The sequence below is a fragment of the Aphanizomenon sp. CS-733/32 genome, assembly GCF_028330045.1.
GTDB lineage: Bacteria > Cyanobacteriota > Cyanobacteriia > Cyanobacteriales > Nostocaceae > Dolichospermum > Dolichospermum gracile.
On sequence record NZ_JAQMSE010000222.1, the window covers coordinates 1 to 17,260 of the forward strand.

Sequence of the window (17,260 nt, forward strand, 5' to 3'; positions counted from 1 at the left end):
AATGCAGCCTACAAAACAAAAAACAAATCTCAAAACCAAAGAACCGTGGGGCGCACGGTCTTAAAGCTCAGTTAATGTCCTCATAGAGGAGTCACTGAGAAGCCCACACTCACCTGAAAAGGAGTGTGTGGAGTACGTCACCTTGAACGGTAGAAATCAAAAATATGAACAACACTAGTACCGCAAGGCGGAGGTCAAAAGTCAAAAATAATCTGGCATCACCTGAGTTAGGAGTTCGGAGACGCTACGCGAACGGAGTTATGATTTTTTCAAGGAGAGAATAAGGGCTTGAGACTCCTACGTGGGGTGAGTTTTCCACAAATTATCGTTATGTCGAACTCAGGTGGCATCAGCTTTTTAGTGATGAAGAATGGTTGTTTTATTTACGCCGTGCTGTACTGAGCGCTGGCCCTGCGCCCCTACTTCCTAGTTTATTCTTCGACGCGATAACCTAGTTCTGCTAAACGCACCCGTGAATGTCGCCATTTGGGCTGGACTTTGACAAATAATTCTAGATAAACTTTCCCAGCAATTAGCTTTTGAATTTGCTGTCTAGCTTCACTACCAATAGCCTTGAGCATTGTCCCCCCTTTACCAATAAGAATACCTTTTTGAGAATCTCTCTCAACATGAACGGTGGCGAGAACACGGGTAATTTTTGGAGCTTCTTCGACTAAATCAATCCCTATGGCTACGGAGTGGGGAACTTCTTGACGGGTTAATAATAATATTTGTTCTCGAATTAATTCACCCATGATAAACCGTTCTGGCTGGTCTGTGACTAAATCCGGTGGATAATAAAATGGACCTGGTTCGAGATGACTAATTAATAGACCTTGGAGTTGTAATAATTCTGCGCCGGTTTTAGCAGAAAATTTCACACTTTGCCATTGATAGGTATCAGCTAATTGAAGATAACTATCATCTATTTTTTCAGCATCCTCTAGTTGTTGATCAATTTTATTAATTCCCAAAATTACAGGTGTTTGAGTATTAATTAGTAATTCTGCCACATAGCGATCGCCTGGACCACAAGCAACAGTACCATCAACCACAAATAATATCACATCTACCGAGTCAATAGCAATTTTCGCATTTTTTACCAACACTTCCCCTAATTGATGATGAGGTTTATGAATACCGGGGGTATCCACAAAAATCAACTGGGCTGTTTCCGTAGTTAAAATTCCCTTTAAGCGATTGCGAGTAGTTTGGGATACGGGGGAAGTAATAGCTATTTTTTGCCCAACTAATTCATTCATCAGGGTGGATTTACCCACATTAGTCCGGCCGATAATGCCAATAAAACCTGATTTAAATCCATCCGGTGCTTCGGGAATCATGACCCCACCGAAATCAGTAAAAATATTATTATCAATATCAGAGACTTGTGATTCTACTTGCATTTTTTACAGTTATGACTAATAGATTATTTTGATTTTGACGGAAAATCTCTTGAAGAATAGAAATATATTAATTATTGCATATTTATGGAAAGGACTATAGATCCCCGACTTCTGAGAGGATACTGCTGGCGAATAGGGGGTCATACCCCTCAGAAAGTAATAATTAAGTAATTTCAAAAAAGTGTGCTAAAAAAAGCGCACTTTTTTCTTTTTTGAGTATGACAATTTTAGACCAAAGTACAAGAAAGTGTACATGATCAGCAGAATTTTGGGCAAAAAAGGCTTAAGAGACTTCCAATTAAAAAAAATATCCCAAAATCACAGCCGATTCAAATTTCCTTGAGGGCATATTGCCACTTGTTTGTCCCAATCAATAATAAAAGTGCTAACATCAAAACCTGTTTTCATTTTGGCTTGCCAACTAGTATCCACCGCCGCAGGACCTACTAAAGAAACTTGATTGTCATAAACCCACCTCAGAAGATACTCATTTTCAGGTATCTTCTTATTTATTTATCTTCATCTTACTAGTACAACACGGCGTAAATAAACCAACCATTCTAAATCGTTAAAAAGCCTATACTGTCTTCGTTTTGACTTTTGACTTTTGACTTCCGCCCTGCGGTACTAGGGGGTGTGACCCCCTATTCGCCAGCAGTATCCTCTGTGAAGTCGGGGATCTAGGCGATAGTATAGTCATATAAGTAAAAATATAGCGCCAGGTATTTTTGGCTGAATATTGGGTATAAACCAGAAAAATATAGTTTTTTAAACTTGAAGTTAAAGCGGTCAAAATTCCACTTTAACAATCATTTTCCAACTTACCCCACATACAGTTATTACCTGGACGCTGCTTGTTAGACGTTCTTTTTCTGGGTCTCACGCCAAACTTCGGTCATCCTTCCCCAGTTAGTGCTAAATTCATCCAAACCCAAAAAAGTTCCCGGTTTTTCTTCATCCCAAGAGGCGGAAAGAACACCATAGGTAATTCCCAACACACCTAAACCAAACAATCCCATATTCACCAATAAAACGGCGATAGGGGGAAGTTGGATATCAGCCAAGGTAACTAGCAGATAGCTAACTACCAAACTGGCAATACCTAAAAATGTGGGGACACCACAAAACCCAGCCACTCGGCGAATCATGCGTTGACTGACCACTTCAGGAATCGCCATTTCTTGTTTAGAATAACGACGTTGCTGTTGCGGTTTTTCCTGAGTCCCTTCGGTCTTGAGGACGGGCTTAACTTTAGTCTTAGCAGGTTTTGGACGTTTTTTGTTTGGTTCAAAAGGCAAGGGACTACGTTCCGATTCTTCAGCAGCCATAAGAATTAGTTCCTAACCTCGAATACCAAGACGAGTAATTAAAGCTTTATATTTTTCTTGACTACCTGCTTGGATATAAGCTAGAAGACGCTTTCTTTGGCCAATCATCTTCAATAGTCCTCTACGGGAGGAATGGTCTTTTTTATTAGCTTGCAAATGTTGACTGAGGCGGTTAATGCGGTCAGTTAGCATTGCAACTTGAACATCGGCCGAACCTGTGTCGGTTTCATGAACTTGATATCCAGAAATGATTTCTTGTTTGCGCTGTTGCGTCAGAGCCATGATCGGTTAAATTGTGATTGTTTTTAAATTTGTGTAGCAGTTTCCCATAATATCACACCCATCAATTCTTGTGGCAAATTCCTGAGCAGGGGGCAGGGGGCAGGGGGCAGGGGGAAAGAATTTTCCCATTAGCAATTAGCAATTAGCAATTAGCAATTACTCATTACCCATTACTCATTATTCAGGCGATTTGAGAGCCTGATCTAAAACTTGTCTAGCTTGTTCTGCCTTTCCTCTCGCTTCCTGGTAACGCAAATTAGCTTGAGCAAAATTTTTCAGGACTTTAAAACCTTCTTTGAGATGGGTAATTTCTTCCTCGGTGACAGATTTATCGGAAAATAGCACATCAATACCTTGACGAATTTCTAAGGCTTCAGTGCGTGATTCTTGGACTTTTAACTTCAGGGAAGCTAAATTACTGAGAATTTGCACTGCTTGGGTAATTTCATCTTCACGACTAGAAGTATCTGTGGTTGGTTCTTTCACCTCAATTAATTGTTGCGGACCAAATCCTTCTTCTAGTTCCGTTGGTAGTTCACCCGCGTCCATGAGTTCCATTAGCTGATCCATTGCTTTATCACGGGCTTTAGCGGAATCTTTACCAGGAACTGTCAGGATAATTTCTGGGCTTTGAGCGAGGCTGTATTGAACCATAGGTGTATATATAAGTCCTATCTAGCTAATTTGTGAAAAGTATGATTGTAATTAAGAACTGCAATGAAAAGAAATTTAGCTTCAATTATACTGAATAAAGGTAAACCAAAATATAACAAAAGGGAAGATTTATGACTCCCAATCCCGCTATTATGCGTTCTGTAGAACAACTAGGCTACCGAGTCACGGTTGGTGATGTAGCCACCCAGATAGGATTAAATATAGCTGAGGTCAATCAAAGTTTATTAGCCATAGCGGCTGATGCTGGGGGACATTTACAGGTTGCAGAATCAGGTGATGTTGTTTATCAATTTCCTCGCAATTTTCGGGATATTTTACGCAATAAATATTTGCAAATACGGTTGCAGGAATGGTGGAAAAGAGTTTGGTCTGTGTTATTTTATCTAATTCGGATTTCTTTTGGCATTCTGTTAGTTGCTTCTATCTTACTGATTACTGTAACTATTATCATTATTATGACTGCTAGTTCAAATCGGGATGATGATGATCGCAGTAGTTCTAGAGGTAATAATTTCTTCTTTTTCCCGGATTTATTCTGGTATTTTAGCCCCAATTATGGTGATACCCGGCAAGAAAGACGGAGGGAACGGGGCGAAGGTAATGAAATGAATTTTTTTGAAGCTGTGTTTTCATTTCTGTTTGGTGATGGTGATCCTAATGCCAGTTTGGAAGAACGCCGTTGGGAAGAAATTGGGGCTGTAATTAGTAATAATCAAGGTGCTGTGGTTGCAGAACAAATTGCTCCTTATTTGGATGATGTTGGCGAAAAATATCAACAAGAATATGAGGATTATATGTTGCCTGTGCTGGTAAGGTTCAATGGAATGCCCCAGGTGAGTGCTGATGGTCAAATAGTCTATTATTTCCCAGAGTTACAGGTAAGAGCTAGTAAAAAACAGCGGCGCTCTATATCTGAATATTTGCATGAATTTTCCTGGAATTTTAGTGCGGCTAGTTCTGGACAAATTATGCTCAGTGCTGGTTTAGGAGGGGTGAATTTTGTTGGAGCTTTAATTCTAGGTAATTTATTAAGAAATGGCACAATTGCGGCTCAAATTGGCGGATTGGTGGCTTTTGTGCAGGGTATTTATGGATTGTTATTGGCTTATGGCACGGGGTTTCTCGCTATTCCTTTAGTTCGGTATTTTTGGATTAAGCGACGCAATGATCAGATTTCTACTCGCAATCTTCAACGCCAAGAACGGGCTAGATTATTAGCGGGTGCGAATGCTTCTTTACAGAAAAAGATTGCTTTTGCTCATGAATTTGCCACAGAAAAAGTGATTGGTAAGGAAGATGCTGTTTATTCCACAGATACAGATTTACTGGAACAGGAATTTAAGAATAAGCAAATAGGGAATGGGGAATAGGGAACAGGGAACAGGGAACAGGGAACAGGGAGGGAACAGGGAACAGAAGAGAAATTTGCTTCTTTCTTCTTTCCTCCTGACTCCTTCTTTATTTCTCCTGACTCCTGACTCCTGACTCCTGACTCCTGACTCCTTCTTCTGCTACTTTGCTTGAATAGGTGTCAGGGCTACTCCTTTGTAGTAGTATCCTAAAATTTGCAGGTGGTTTGCACCACGTTTTGCTAGTTCGTAAGCTCCCCACTGACTCATTCCTACACCGTGTCCAAAACCTAGTCCTTGGAGAACAAAACCGCCATTTGCGTCTTTATTAACAATAAAACGGGTACTTTTAATTCTGAGTGCGGTTCTCACTTCTTCACCTTGGAGAATTTTAGTCCCTTTATCACCAATAATTTTTAAGGATTTGACACTTTTAAATGGTGAGAGAGTTTCGATGATCATGTCTTTGACATTACCGACACCGGAAATTCTGGTGCTAATTTCTCCGGGGGTAAAGGTTTTTACCCAGTTACATTCTTTGATATTTTGATCAAAGTCGGGAACAGCCCGTAGGTAAGGTTCTTTGCTAGTCCAAACATCTTCAACGTTTTCCGTGTGTCCACCGGAACAAGCATGAAAGACGGAAAGAATGATTTGGTTGTTGTAGGTGAGGACTTTGCCGGCGGTGGTGTCTGCCGCGCTGTAGGTTTTGGGGGATTCACTACTGACACCTTTGTAAATTTGCCAACGGTCTGGACTATCTCCTAAGTCGTAAACGGGATTTCCCCGCTGTCTTTCGCGTTCATAGAGGGCATAGGTACGGGCGGCTATGGCTTGGGCGTTGAGGGCTTCCTGTGGCCAGCTAGTGTTCATTTCTCCACCAATGACGCTGTAGAGATATTCTTCTAAATCTACCCAGTTGACAGCGGTTAAACCATTGGCTGTGGGGACTACTAAGGTTCTACCACGAAACCAGCGATCGCCAATATAAACATATCCTTTCTTGGTGGGTTCTATCCAAAATAACCCGGATTGCCATCTATCTAAAGCTACTCCCCCAGGAACTGCTTGAGCCGCAAAGGCACTCATTCCCGGTAGTTCTCCAAGAGTCTTACCACTAATATCTTTGACAATAGCGGTTGTGGAAGCACCGACTTTTACCTGTTTAACTTCTCTTTCAATTGCCACACGCAGAATTACAGATGCTTGTGCAGGAGCAAGTAATACAAACCAGATCAGGATACCTATCCACCAATGTCTACTTTTCATCTCAGAAAACAAATTGCCTAATAAAAGTTGGAATTTCATGCTAATTGTTTGATCACAAGCGTCTACTATTCTAGTTCAGCAATTCTCTGAACAGACAGACTGAGAACTGGAAACTGGGTAATTTTCTTTGTTCTTTCTTCTTCTAAACTCCTGACTCCTCTTTTCAAGGTGTCAATATTTGGGGATAATCATAAACTTCATTACCAACAATGCCAATTAAATTTAACTTGCTTAAAATTTCTGTAGCTTCCATCAATTTATGGGGAGTAACTTTACCAATCCGTCCTACCATAACAATCCCATTACATAAAGAAGCCACAATTCTGCCATCAACTGTATCTAAAACAGAGGGTGCATCTATTAAGACTAAATCATAATTTTGGGTAAATAAATCCATTAATTCTTGCATTCGCTCGGAACTCAGTAGATTCACTGCATCCTCTGGGATGGGACCAGCCGTTAAAACATCAATAGCTGGGTGGATAGGCTGAATGTAAGTATTAAATGATGTATTGATATCATCAACCAGTAATAAGGATAAACCCCAATCATTGGTCAGCTCTAGAGTTTTATGTAAACTGGGAGAACGCAAATTAGCGTCAATTATTAATACTCTTTGGTGCATTCTAGCCGCACTAGCTCCTAACCCTAAAGCCAAAGTTGTTTTCCCTTCTCCTGGGAGTGCAGAAGTTAACATCAATGATTTTAAAGGTAGAGAATTATTTAACATCTGAATATTCTGGTAAATAATATCTAATGTTTTATGATTCGGCAAATTTTTGATAATTTCTGGATGAGAAATATCTACACTTTTAGATTTATCTCTAACCATAGATTGAAGTTGGTTTTTCCAACTATTTTGACGTTTTCCTAATCTTGGTACTGACCCCAATAACTGAATATTGGTCAAATTTTGTAAATCCTGAGTATAGAAAATTGCATTATTAAATTTTTCCCAAATTAAGGCTGCTGTTAAACCCAATATTGGACCTATTAATATTCCTCCAAAAATTAGTAACCAGCGTAAATTACCTATATGTATTCCTAACGCGGGTTCTTCTAAAATTTGCCAATTAAAACCTTCTTGAGCAATTTTAATACCTAATGAATTTTGCACCTGCGTCAATTGTTGCAGTGTTTTACGATAGGTTTCTACCTTGGTGACTAACCTCTTGTATTCTGTAATTAAACTTGGATATGTATTCAGCAAAGAACGAATTTCTTGTTCGGATTTTGCCAAATCACGATCACGAGCAATTAGTCCTAATGCGTTCATTTTTAATTGAGTTAAATCATTTTCTACTTTCGGTATTATTTGTGATGATAATTTTGATTTACTATTGATAGTAATAGCTTTATTTTTTATTTGTTGTTGGAATAGTGTACTAATAATTTGCCGTTTCTGCTTCAGACGTTGGACAATAGGATGTTTTTCCGTATAAATAATACGAGCTTCCATTAATGCTTTTTCTGTTTGATTAACTTCACTAATTAAGGTTTGATATTGGTTGGACTCCAAGGAATTATTAATATTTATTGTATTTTGATTGGCAGACTCAATTGCTTGTTCTAGGCTGTTATGTCTAGTCTGGACATCTTGCAATTGAGCGCGAGTTGTTTGCCGCTGTTTCTGAATATCTGCTAAAGACTGTAATAAGATTTGACTTTGTGGAACTGGATCAATTAAATTATTTTGTTGACGAAATTGTTCTAATTTTTTCTCGGCTTTTAATACATCTTTTTGCAGTTGCGGGATATGGTTATTAACAAAAACTAGTCCTTGATTAATCCGCTGATTTTTTTGATCTGTATTATAGTCCTGGTATACTTTCTCTAAAGCTTGTAATACTCTTTTAGTCCTGAGGGGATCTTTGTCTGTAAAAGAGAGTAAAAATACTTGGTTAAAACTTTGATTAGCTCCTGTATCTAATGGTAACGGAGTTAGTGCTAAAGATGAAACTTTATCAATTTTGCTGTTACTATAAATATCTTCTACGGTCATTTTTGGATAATCGGCATGAAGTAAATTTACAGCTTTCTGTATTAATTTACTACTCAGCATTAATTTAACTTGACTACTGTAGTCAATGGATAATAACTGCGGTTTACGTAAGTCTTTTGTTATCTCTTCGATTTTACTATTTGCTAAAGATTTATCTAAATTATAACTTACCAATATTTGCATATAGCTTTGATAAGTTGGTTTAGTAGTGACAGCTATCAGACTTGTTACTGACATGACTGCACAGGAAATCCCTAGTATCAACCAACGGTGGTAAAGTAGAATTGGAATTATTTTTTTGAGATCAATTACGCTATGTGTAGACTTAGTAAGTAATTTTTTCAATGTTATCACATTTGTAGCCACAATCATATTCCTCTCAAATTGCAACAATATATCTGGAAGAAGATGATGATTAGAAAACTTTTAGAGATATTCTTTGATACTCAATGTTTTCTGGTGAATAATCAATACTTATTCTTCCTATGATTACAGATATACTTAACAGAAAATATTCAGCAAGTAGTTCTTGGTTAATACCTTCCAACAGGTATATGTCTAATCAGTGTGAGGAACATAAATTTTCTGCAAATATTGTGGAAATATTTATAGGACTCACCTGAGTTCGACATAAGATAATTTTTGGAAAACTGTCCTAAATATGAGTCTCAAACCCTGATGATCTCGTTGAAAAAAATCATAACTCCGTTCGCGTAGCCTCTCCGAAGGAGAAGCTCCTAACACCGAACTCAGGTGGACTCCGGTTTGATTCCTGAATTTTCCTAGTCAAAGGTTTTGGCGTAGCACCTATCACCTCCCCTCACAGACAACTTTTTCAGCAACCCCTATTTATGTCGTGTTTACCAGAGGGAGAATTTTAGGGGATTAATAAATAAAACAAAAAAGCAAGCTTTAACAGCTTGCTTTCCGTATAACTGGGGCGCTAGGATTCGAACCTAGGGATGGCGGGACCAAAACCCACTGCCTTACCACTTGGCTACGCCCCAACAAATTCACTATAGAGAATATAGCAGTTATATTGAGATGATGTCAAGTGTTTAGGAAAAAAAATTTTTGCTGACTTAGGAAATAGATCCCAAATAGATCCCCGACTTCTTCAAGCGGGGATCTGCCGGGGTGTGGTTAAAATACGCGATGCTGTAGGGATGGCATTTGGCGACGAACTTGTTCTAGTCGGGTGGGTTTGATTTCGGCGATCGCCACTCCCGGTTTTTCCCCGGCATCTGCTAAAATGACACCCCAAGGGTCAATAATCATGGCGTGTCCATGAGTTTGGCGGCGGTCATAATTAGTACCAGTTTGGGCGGGAGCAATAACGTAACAGGTATTTTCTATCGCCCTAGATTGGAGTAATACTTGCCAATGGTCTTTACCAGTAAAAGCTGTAAAGGCTGCGGGAACAAATAAAATATCTGCGCCTTGATTGGATAAATGTCGGTACAGTTCGGGAAAGCGAACATCATAGCAAATAGAAAGGCCGATTTTCCCTAAGTCCGGGGAAGCATAAACGGGAGGTAATTCAAGTCCAGCCATGACGGTGCTGGATTCTTGATAGGTATTACCATCAGGGACATTGACATCAAATAAATGGACTTTTTGGTAACGGGCGAGTTCTTGACCGTTGGCATTGATCAGTAATGCTGTATTATAAACTTTACCGTTACTATTTACAGGGATAGGGAAGCCGCCGCCGAGAATGGTAACTTGAAAGCGTTGTGCCATTTTGTGGAGAAATGTTTCCGTTGCTTGAGCGATCGCATCTCTTTGAGCTAGTTTATCCTTTTCTTCCCCCATAAAAGAGAAATTTTCTGGTAAACCCACCAACTCTGCACCTTGACGCACAGCCAAATCAATTAATTCTTCTGCTTGTGCCAAATTTCTTTGTAAATCAGGCACACTGGTCATTTGAATAGCGGCGGCTAAATAAGACTTCATAGATTCAAGAACAAACGGTAGATTGAGAAAATTATAGATATCTAAATATATCCTCATATCATTCCATTTGTGCATTTAGTTGAGTTACATCTATTGTTCAAAATTATCTCAAATATTGGCAAAAAATCAAGAAAGTGTTTATTCCTCACCGACCAACATTGTTAATTTCGCTCACGCTCAATTTTGCTCCTTGGTCAAGCAAGTCACTCAAGCGTCTTCATTATATGCAATTTTTCCCAGGAAATTTACACCATCAACCCATACAGTATAATTACGTAATTAAACAGCAGGATTACGGTTAATCCAAACGCCTCTGATTCCTGCCGATTTAGCCCCATAATAATCGTCTGTTATGCTGTCACCAATGTGCCATGCTGCTTCAGGTGAACATTTATGCTTGTTTAAAGCAATTTTAAATATTTCTGGATCTGGTTTAGCGGCACGAACTTGAGTGGAAATGGTAATAGAAGAAAAATATTCTCTGAGTCCTAAACCTTGCAATACTAAATATAAACGAGAGTCAAAATTAGATAATACTCCTAATTCAACTCCTAAGCGTCGCCAGTTCATTAAAGCTAGAGTGACATCAGGATAAACATACCAAGGTTCAGGAGTCCCAAAGTGGATATAAAGTTCGGTAAAAAAAGCGGTAAAATCGGTAAATTCTTGGAGAACACCCGCACCTTCAAAGGTATTTAAGGCAATTATCCGCCACCAATCATATTCACGCTGGGGAATATCTTTGATATCTGCATCCAGGAATATTGGTGGTGGTGAGGCTTTGAAGCTTTTGACAAAGTTTTGATCTAAAATTTGGGCAGAGACTTCTACACCAAATTCTTGGGCGATTTGTCGGTAAATTTCCCCAACACTACCTTTAATCCCAAACAATGTACCAACAGCATCTACAAAGATAACTTGGGGCTTTCTCATAATAATTAATACTTTAGTTCGCAGTAGTTATTAAATACATAGTAATAATATCTGAATTTGTCTAGTTTACCGTTATAGATCCCCGGCTTTTCCAAGAAGTCGGGGATCTATAATTACTTAGAAATGGCTTCTATTATGGGGCTAACTAACCAATTAAAACCGACTTTCAATTGATGATTTAACGTGGGTAAACGATACAGATAGGCCAGCCGACGGGCTAAATATGCAAAAGAACCATCTAATTGCACACCTAAACCTGTCAGGGTGGCGTTATCTATTCCTAAAGCCATCATTTCTCCTAATGGTTGATAGCGGAAGGGAAGTAAAGGACGATTAGTAATCGTAGCCCAGATATTCCAAGCGGTATAATCAGCTTGTTGAAAGGCGACTTGGGCGGTGGCGGGGACTTGTTTTCCTTCTGCGTCGAGACAGTCGGCTAAATCTCCTAAAGCAAAGATTTCAGGATGTTCTAGCGCCTGTAATTGCGGTGTGGTAGTAATTTGTCCGCGTTGATTTTGCTTGAGGGGTAAGGCTGTGACAACTGGAGAAACTTTTGTTCCCACTGTCCAAATGACTAAATCTACGGGTATGGTATCTACTTGATTTTTATACTCTAGGGAGATGCTATCTTGATTAATTGCTGCTACTTTAGTTTCTAGGTCAATAAATACCCCTTTACTATCTAAGGCTTTTTTGGCGGCTTCACGGTTAAATTCTGGGGAAGTGCGGAGAATTTGGTCGCTGAGTTCAATGAGGCGAAAACGTCCTTTTTCGCCGATTCTGTCTGCTAGTTTACAAGCTAATTCTACGCCGCTGTAACCCGCACCAACTATGGCAACACGGATTTTTTCTGGCTTTGCTGCTTCGAGAGTTCGCAAACGTTCTTCTAATTTGTAGGCATCTGTGATAGTACGGAAGGGGTAAGCATGAGTGACAGCACCGGGAACTAAATCTAGGGGTGTTTCGCCACCTAATGCTAAGACTAAGCGGTCATAATTTAGTTCTGATTCATCTTGTAATTGAACTGTTTGCTTGTTAATGTCTATTGTGGAAACGGACGCTTGGTGGAACTGGATTCCGGTTGCTTGTAGTAGTTCTGAGTATGGTGGGGCGATTTCCCAGGTTTGGAGTTCTCTAGTGAGGAGTTCGTAAAGCAGGGGAGAAAAGACAAAGCGATCGCTCTGATCTACTAAAATAATCTCAGGTTTGGGTGTAGATTCCCAGGGTAATTGGCTTAAACGCAGGGCGGTGTAGAGTCCACCAAAGCCACCACCTAGTATACAAATTTTTGTAGTTGCTTGAGTCATAATTTTTTTAGCCGCTAAATCCCAGTCAGATGTTTATTTTAGTGTAATGTTTTATTACGGTTTCTTGCCATTAATCAACAATCCTGATACTTGCCTTTATGCAAATCAGGCTTGAAGAATCAAGATTTAAGCGCAGATAAACGCAAATAAACGCAGATGAATTAATAGATTGAATAATTCTGTGTTAAATGTTTTCCATGACAAACTACATAGTCGCTAATACAAATTCTCCTTCGTTAACAGAGTTATTTATTGATATATCATAAACTGGGAATCATCAGTAAAGTCCCTAAAAAATCCTAATTATTGAATCAGTCTTGTCTAACTATCTTGAGAATAAATGTCTAATTTATTTCAGATAAAGTTTTAAATTGTTCCTCACTAATACGTCCTGCTGCATATAAAGTTTCTGTAATTTCAGAAATTGTTAAAACTGCGTGTGCTTGATAACCATTTTCTCGCAATCTGTCTTTTACACCTTGTTCATGGTCCATAAATACTACGATATCATTGACATTTAATCCTGCATATTTTAACTTTTCTGCTCCTTCCATTACGCTTTTACCACTGATCAAAATATCATCAACAACGACAACAACTTCTCCAGGATTAAAATTACCTTCTATTACCTTGCGGGTTCCGTGTGCTTTTACTTCTTTGCGGGGAAAAATCATCGGGGAATTTAGATGTAATGATAATCCAGTAGCAGTAGGTAAAGAACCATAAGGAATACCCGCTATTCTATCATAAGTTAGGTCTTTAAGAATCTCTGCATAAGCAATTACTATCTGATGAAATACTTGGGGATTGGAAATGATTTTGCGGAGGTCTATATAATAGGGAAAGGTAGCTCCAGAAGCTTGGACAAATTCACCAAACATGATACAACCAATGTCATAAAGTTGTAGAATTAAATCTAAAAGCGGGTGTTTATTTAACAAACAAACATCAGGAAACCAGACGGAACAAGTGGAGTTTTCCTGGGAAATTTCAGTTCTGAGATGATTAATTTCCACCCTTAAAGATTGCAGTTGTGTAGATAGATTTTCACTTCCTAACATATCTTGAGAAACGGGAAGAAGTAACCCATCACCATTATAATTTAATCCCTCTGATAGCAAGTTCTTAAGATTACCACCTTCAGACCAGATGCTGCGGGCTAAAATTACTCTTTCTGGTGCTTCTTTGCGAATTTTTGCTAAAATATCTGGCTGAATAGTTCCTACTTCTAAACCTAGTTGTTCAGGTGTTCCCCAGTTTTTTGCTTCTTTGACTACTTGTAAATAAAAAGGTGATTCGGCTGTAGGGTATTGCTGTAAAATTGCCGCAGACGGATTAGAAGTTGTACACAAAATAAAAACGGCTTTATCGGGATAAACTAAAAAGGGGGCTACGTGATCTTGTCCTGCATAAGAACTCAATGTAATCGCATCAATCTGCCATTCTTCAAAAACAGTTTTAGCGAAAATTGTGCTAGTATTAAGATCGCTATGTTTAGCATCTAATATAATCGGAATGTGGGCGGGAATAGCTTTTAAAGTTCGTTGTAGTAATTCCCATCCCGGAATACCTAAAGCTGCGTAAAATCCCAGAGTTGGTTTATAGGCACATACTAAATCAGTGGTTTGGGAGATAGTAAATTCCAACCAATCCCACAGACTATCAATCAAACTATTGGAATGTGATTTCTGGGAATATCGTTCAGGGAGCATTTCTGGATTAGGATCTAGTCCTATAAATAGTAAACTCTGATTTTGGGCGATCGCCCCATTCAATTTATCGTAAAATTTCGTTAATGGTAACATGATTATCCGTATATGCGTTAATCTGCGGTTAATGTGATCATTCCTTCCCATCTTACCAACATTTTTTCACTAATTCCTGGTACTTTATCAACATCTTGTAAAGAAGTAAATTTTTGCTGTTGACGGGCTATAATTATTCTTTCGGCTAACTTTTCACCCACACCAGGAAGAGTTTCTAATTCTGCTTGACTTGCTGTATTGAGATTAATTTTAGTGGTAATTGGATTTACGAAAGATGATGGTTGTTTAATTTGAGGACATTTTTTAACTTCTGCATCTATTTTAGATTTAACATTTGCTGGTAGACCAGGTTTTATTTGACCATAAAGGCGATTAAATTCTCTTTGATAATGTGCTGCTACTGTAGGATTTTCAATCACTATTAATGTTTCATCATTGCCATTATTTGCTGCTTCTGACCAATTATGTGAACCTGTAATTACGGTTTGGCTATCAATGACTGCAAATTTATTGTGTAATAAATCACCCTTAGCTAAAATTGGGACTCCGACGGTAGAAATGGGATTTTTCCAAGGACGGTTATCAACTTCATATTTACAGTTATCACTTAAAGCAAATCCCATCATATCTAAAGCTTCACTGTAGGGACGATAGGCAAATTGTGGTGCAATTAAAGCCCGAATTTGGACATTTTGATGATGACGTTCTTCGAGAATATTGGCAAGTTGTTGATCGGAAAATACAAATAATGCTAAATCAACTGTTTTTAAACTTGCAGATAAGGTTTTGGCAATTAACCCATTACTGGAATTACTCCAAGGTTCAGTAGGAGATGTTGGAGAAAAATGAATTGTAATTTTGCTATTCCCCAATGTAATTGTTTGTGGGTTACGAACAGGTTTTGTAACTCCAAATTTACTATCTGGTTTTCCTCCTACTCCGTCACCCCAGATAATATTAAATTCTTCTGTTAATAAAGTTGCTAATTCAGAACTATCAATTTTTAATAAATTATTGGCATTACCCAAACTGCTAGGATTTGTAAAGTCTCCAGAGGTATCACTTAAGGTGAAATTTGCAGAAGTAATAACCACAAAACGATGATCAACAACAACGAATTTATGGTGCATTAAACTACTACCCTTTGAACCATCAGCGGTATCATCTAGCCAAGGAATTTGGGCATTTTGAATAATTGCTAACCCATCCCGTTGACTAATTTCCGCTGGTGTGATTTGATTATCTTGATTGATATCCACAAATTTCCGAAATTCCTTATATCGTTCTTGTTCTCTTTTTTCTAATTTAGCTATTTCTGTGGAAGTGAAACTACTCCAAGGACGAGAATAATCACTTTCTAAGATTAACCTAATCTTTACGCCAGATTTTTGTTTTTGTGCTAATATTCGGGCAACTCTTGGTAAACGCAATTCTTGGACAGCTATATCCACAGTAGATTTAGCTTGGGAAATAGTATCAACAATCTGCTTTTCTAAATCATCCCCTAACCGGGTTTGCTGACGATAGGTTTCTTGATATTCTGAAGATTGGGAATTATTGAAGTAAACTTGAATTAAAGGATCTTGGGGTAATGGTGCTAAACGCTGGTTTGATGATTGGACTTGTTCACAACCAGTCAGAGTGAATAGCAATAAAAAAACATAAGAAAAATAGCGAACTTGTGGGAAAATAAACACAGTAACTTGATAAAAGTAAATTACAGAGATTTTAATGTATTTATATCACATTCTGAATTTCTTTCTTCCTCTGCGCCTTTGCTCCTTTGCGTCTACCCTGCGGGATCTCTAAGAGAGATTGCGCGAAATAAAAACAAGACTATGCAAATATATCTAGATTACAGTGCAACTGCTCCCACTCGTCCAGAAGCGATCGCAATTATCCAAGAAATCCTAACACAACAGTGGGGTAATCCTTCCAGTTTACATGAATGGGGCAACCGCGCCGCATTGGTTGTAGAAACTGCGAGAATGCAAGTTGCAGGATTAATTAACGCTGTTCCCGAATCAATTATTTTCACTTCTGGAGGAACGGAAGCAGATAATTTAGCAATTATGGGGGTGGCGCGATGTTACAATACTCCCCAACATCTGATCATTTCCAGTGTAGAACATTCCGCCATTTCTGAACCGGCGAAAATGTTAGAAAATTGGGGTTGGGAAGTTACCCGTTTGGGTGTAAATCATTACGGAAGAGTTAACCCCGCAGATTTAACCGCAGCTTTGCGAGATAACACCGTGTTGGTATCTGTGATTTATGGACAAAGTGAAGTGGGAACAGTCCAACCAATTGGAGAATTGGGAAAAATTACTCAAAAACACGGTGCTTTATTTCACACAGATGCAGTGCAAATTGCTGGACGTTTACCCATAGATGTGCAAACATTACCTGTAGATTTATTGAGTCTATCTAGTCATAAAATCTATGGTGGTTTGGGTGCAGGGGCGTTATATGTGCGTTCTGGAGTGGCATTAATGCCGCTGCTGGGTGGGGGTGGACAGGAGAACGGACTGCGTTCAGGGACGCAAGCAACACCCGCTATTGCTGGATTTGGAGTAGCTGCGGAGTTAGCAGCACAGGAATTAGAGACGGAAAGAGAGAGATTGATCCTACTGCGCGATCGCCTTTTTGCCATTTTAGCAGATGTTCCGGGTTTAATACCCACAGGTGACAAAATTCATCGTTTACCCCATCATCTCAGCTTTTATTTAGAAGCAGCCGACGGAGAAAAAATCAGCGGTAAAACCTTAGTAAGACAGTTAAATTTAGCCGGAATTGGTATTAGTGCTGGTGCGGCTTGCAATAGTGGCAAATTAAACCCTAGTCCCATTTTGTTAGCTATGGGATATTCTCCCAAAGCAGCTTTGTGTGGAATTAGATTAACTTTAGGAAAACAGACAACAGCAGCCGATATTGATTGGACTGGGATAGTTATGAAACAGATTTTGCAGAGATTAATAAGTTAGTTA

Annotated in this window: 13 protein-coding genes and 1 tRNA gene; 2 read left to right on the forward strand and 12 right to left on the reverse strand. The window is 38.8% G+C overall.

Features of this window, described 5'->3' with window-relative positions:
• Window positions 1-431: 431 nt before the first annotated feature.
• The 4 genes from era to PN471_RS18490 all read right to left on the reverse strand — a co-directional run bounded on the left by era (window position 432) and on the right by PN471_RS18490 (window position 3,670).
• Window positions 432-1,406: a GTPase Era gene (era, locus tag PN471_RS18475; RefSeq protein WP_271778086.1), complete on the reverse strand. Its 975-nt coding sequence runs from the start codon at window positions 1,404-1,406 to the stop codon at window positions 432-434.
• Window positions 1,407-2,263: 857 nt separating this feature from the next.
• Window positions 2,264-2,734, reverse strand: coding sequence for a PAM68 family protein (locus tag PN471_RS18480; protein WP_193895205.1), 471 nt, complete (start codon window positions 2,732-2,734; stop codon window positions 2,264-2,266).
• 12 nt (window positions 2,735-2,746) lie between these two features.
• Window positions 2,747-3,016 carry a 30S ribosomal protein S15 gene (rpsO, locus tag PN471_RS18485; RefSeq protein ID WP_271778087.1) on the reverse strand — a complete coding sequence of 90 codons (270 nt, stop codon included), beginning with the start codon at window positions 3,014-3,016 and terminating at the stop codon, window positions 2,747-2,749.
• A 177-nt stretch (window positions 3,017-3,193) separates the two neighbouring features.
• The gene (locus PN471_RS18490) at window positions 3,194-3,670 is read right to left on the reverse strand and encodes a hypothetical protein (RefSeq protein ID WP_271778088.1); all 477 of its coding nucleotides are present in this window, start codon (window positions 3,668-3,670) and stop codon (window positions 3,194-3,196) included.
• Between the two features lie 131 nt (window positions 3,671-3,801).
• Here PN471_RS18490 and PN471_RS18495 point away from each other — a divergent pair, with 131 nt between their 5' ends.
• Window positions 3,802-5,061 carry a hypothetical protein gene (locus tag PN471_RS18495; protein WP_271778089.1) on the forward strand — a complete coding sequence of 420 codons (1,260 nt, stop codon included), beginning with the start codon at window positions 3,802-3,804 and terminating at the stop codon, window positions 5,059-5,061.
• A gap of 141 nt (window positions 5,062-5,202) precedes the next feature.
• On the opposite strand, the gene PN471_RS18500 is transcribed toward PN471_RS18495, so the two are convergent.
• The 8 genes from PN471_RS18500 to PN471_RS18535 all read right to left on the reverse strand — a co-directional run bounded on the left by PN471_RS18500 (window position 5,203) and on the right by PN471_RS18535 (window position 15,970).
• Complete coding sequence (locus PN471_RS18500) at window positions 5,203-6,348, reverse strand: SpoIID/LytB domain-containing protein (RefSeq protein ID WP_271778090.1); 1,146 nt, start codon at window positions 6,346-6,348, stop codon at window positions 5,203-5,205.
• A 124-nt stretch (window positions 6,349-6,472) separates the two neighbouring features.
• Complete coding sequence (locus PN471_RS18505) at window positions 6,473-8,683, reverse strand: GumC family protein (protein ID WP_271778091.1); 2,211 nt, start codon at window positions 8,681-8,683, stop codon at window positions 6,473-6,475.
• A 563-nt stretch (window positions 8,684-9,246) separates the two neighbouring features.
• Window positions 9,247-9,318: transfer RNA gene (locus PN471_RS18510), tRNA-Gln, on the reverse strand.
• A gap of 136 nt (window positions 9,319-9,454) precedes the next feature.
• Complete coding sequence (locus tag PN471_RS18515) at window positions 9,455-10,267, reverse strand: carbon-nitrogen hydrolase family protein (RefSeq protein ID WP_193895248.1); 813 nt, start codon at window positions 10,265-10,267, stop codon at window positions 9,455-9,457.
• Window positions 10,268-10,546: 279 nt separating this feature from the next.
• Entirely contained in the window at window positions 10,547-11,200 is a 654-nt protein-coding gene (locus PN471_RS18520) for an HAD-IA family hydrolase (protein ID WP_193895217.1), read from the reverse strand.
• A gap of 113 nt (window positions 11,201-11,313) precedes the next feature.
• Window positions 11,314-12,507, reverse strand: coding sequence for an NAD(P)/FAD-dependent oxidoreductase (locus tag PN471_RS18525; RefSeq protein ID WP_271778092.1), 1,194 nt, complete (start codon window positions 12,505-12,507; stop codon window positions 11,314-11,316).
• A gap of 344 nt (window positions 12,508-12,851) precedes the next feature.
• Window positions 12,852-14,312, reverse strand: coding sequence for a bifunctional orotidine-5'-phosphate decarboxylase/orotate phosphoribosyltransferase (locus tag PN471_RS18530; protein ID WP_271778093.1), 1,461 nt, complete (start codon window positions 14,310-14,312; stop codon window positions 12,852-12,854).
• Window positions 14,313-14,329: 17 nt separating this feature from the next.
• Window positions 14,330-15,970, reverse strand: coding sequence for a DUF655 domain-containing protein (locus PN471_RS18535; RefSeq protein WP_271778094.1), 1,641 nt, complete (start codon window positions 15,968-15,970; stop codon window positions 14,330-14,332).
• Window positions 15,971-16,111: 141 nt separating this feature from the next.
• Here PN471_RS18535 and PN471_RS18540 point away from each other — a divergent pair, with 141 nt between their 5' ends.
• A complete protein-coding gene (locus PN471_RS18540) occupies window positions 16,112-17,257 on the forward strand; it encodes a cysteine desulfurase family protein (protein WP_271778095.1) in 1,146 nt (381 codons plus the stop codon).
• Window positions 17,258-17,260 lie beyond the last annotated feature (3 nt).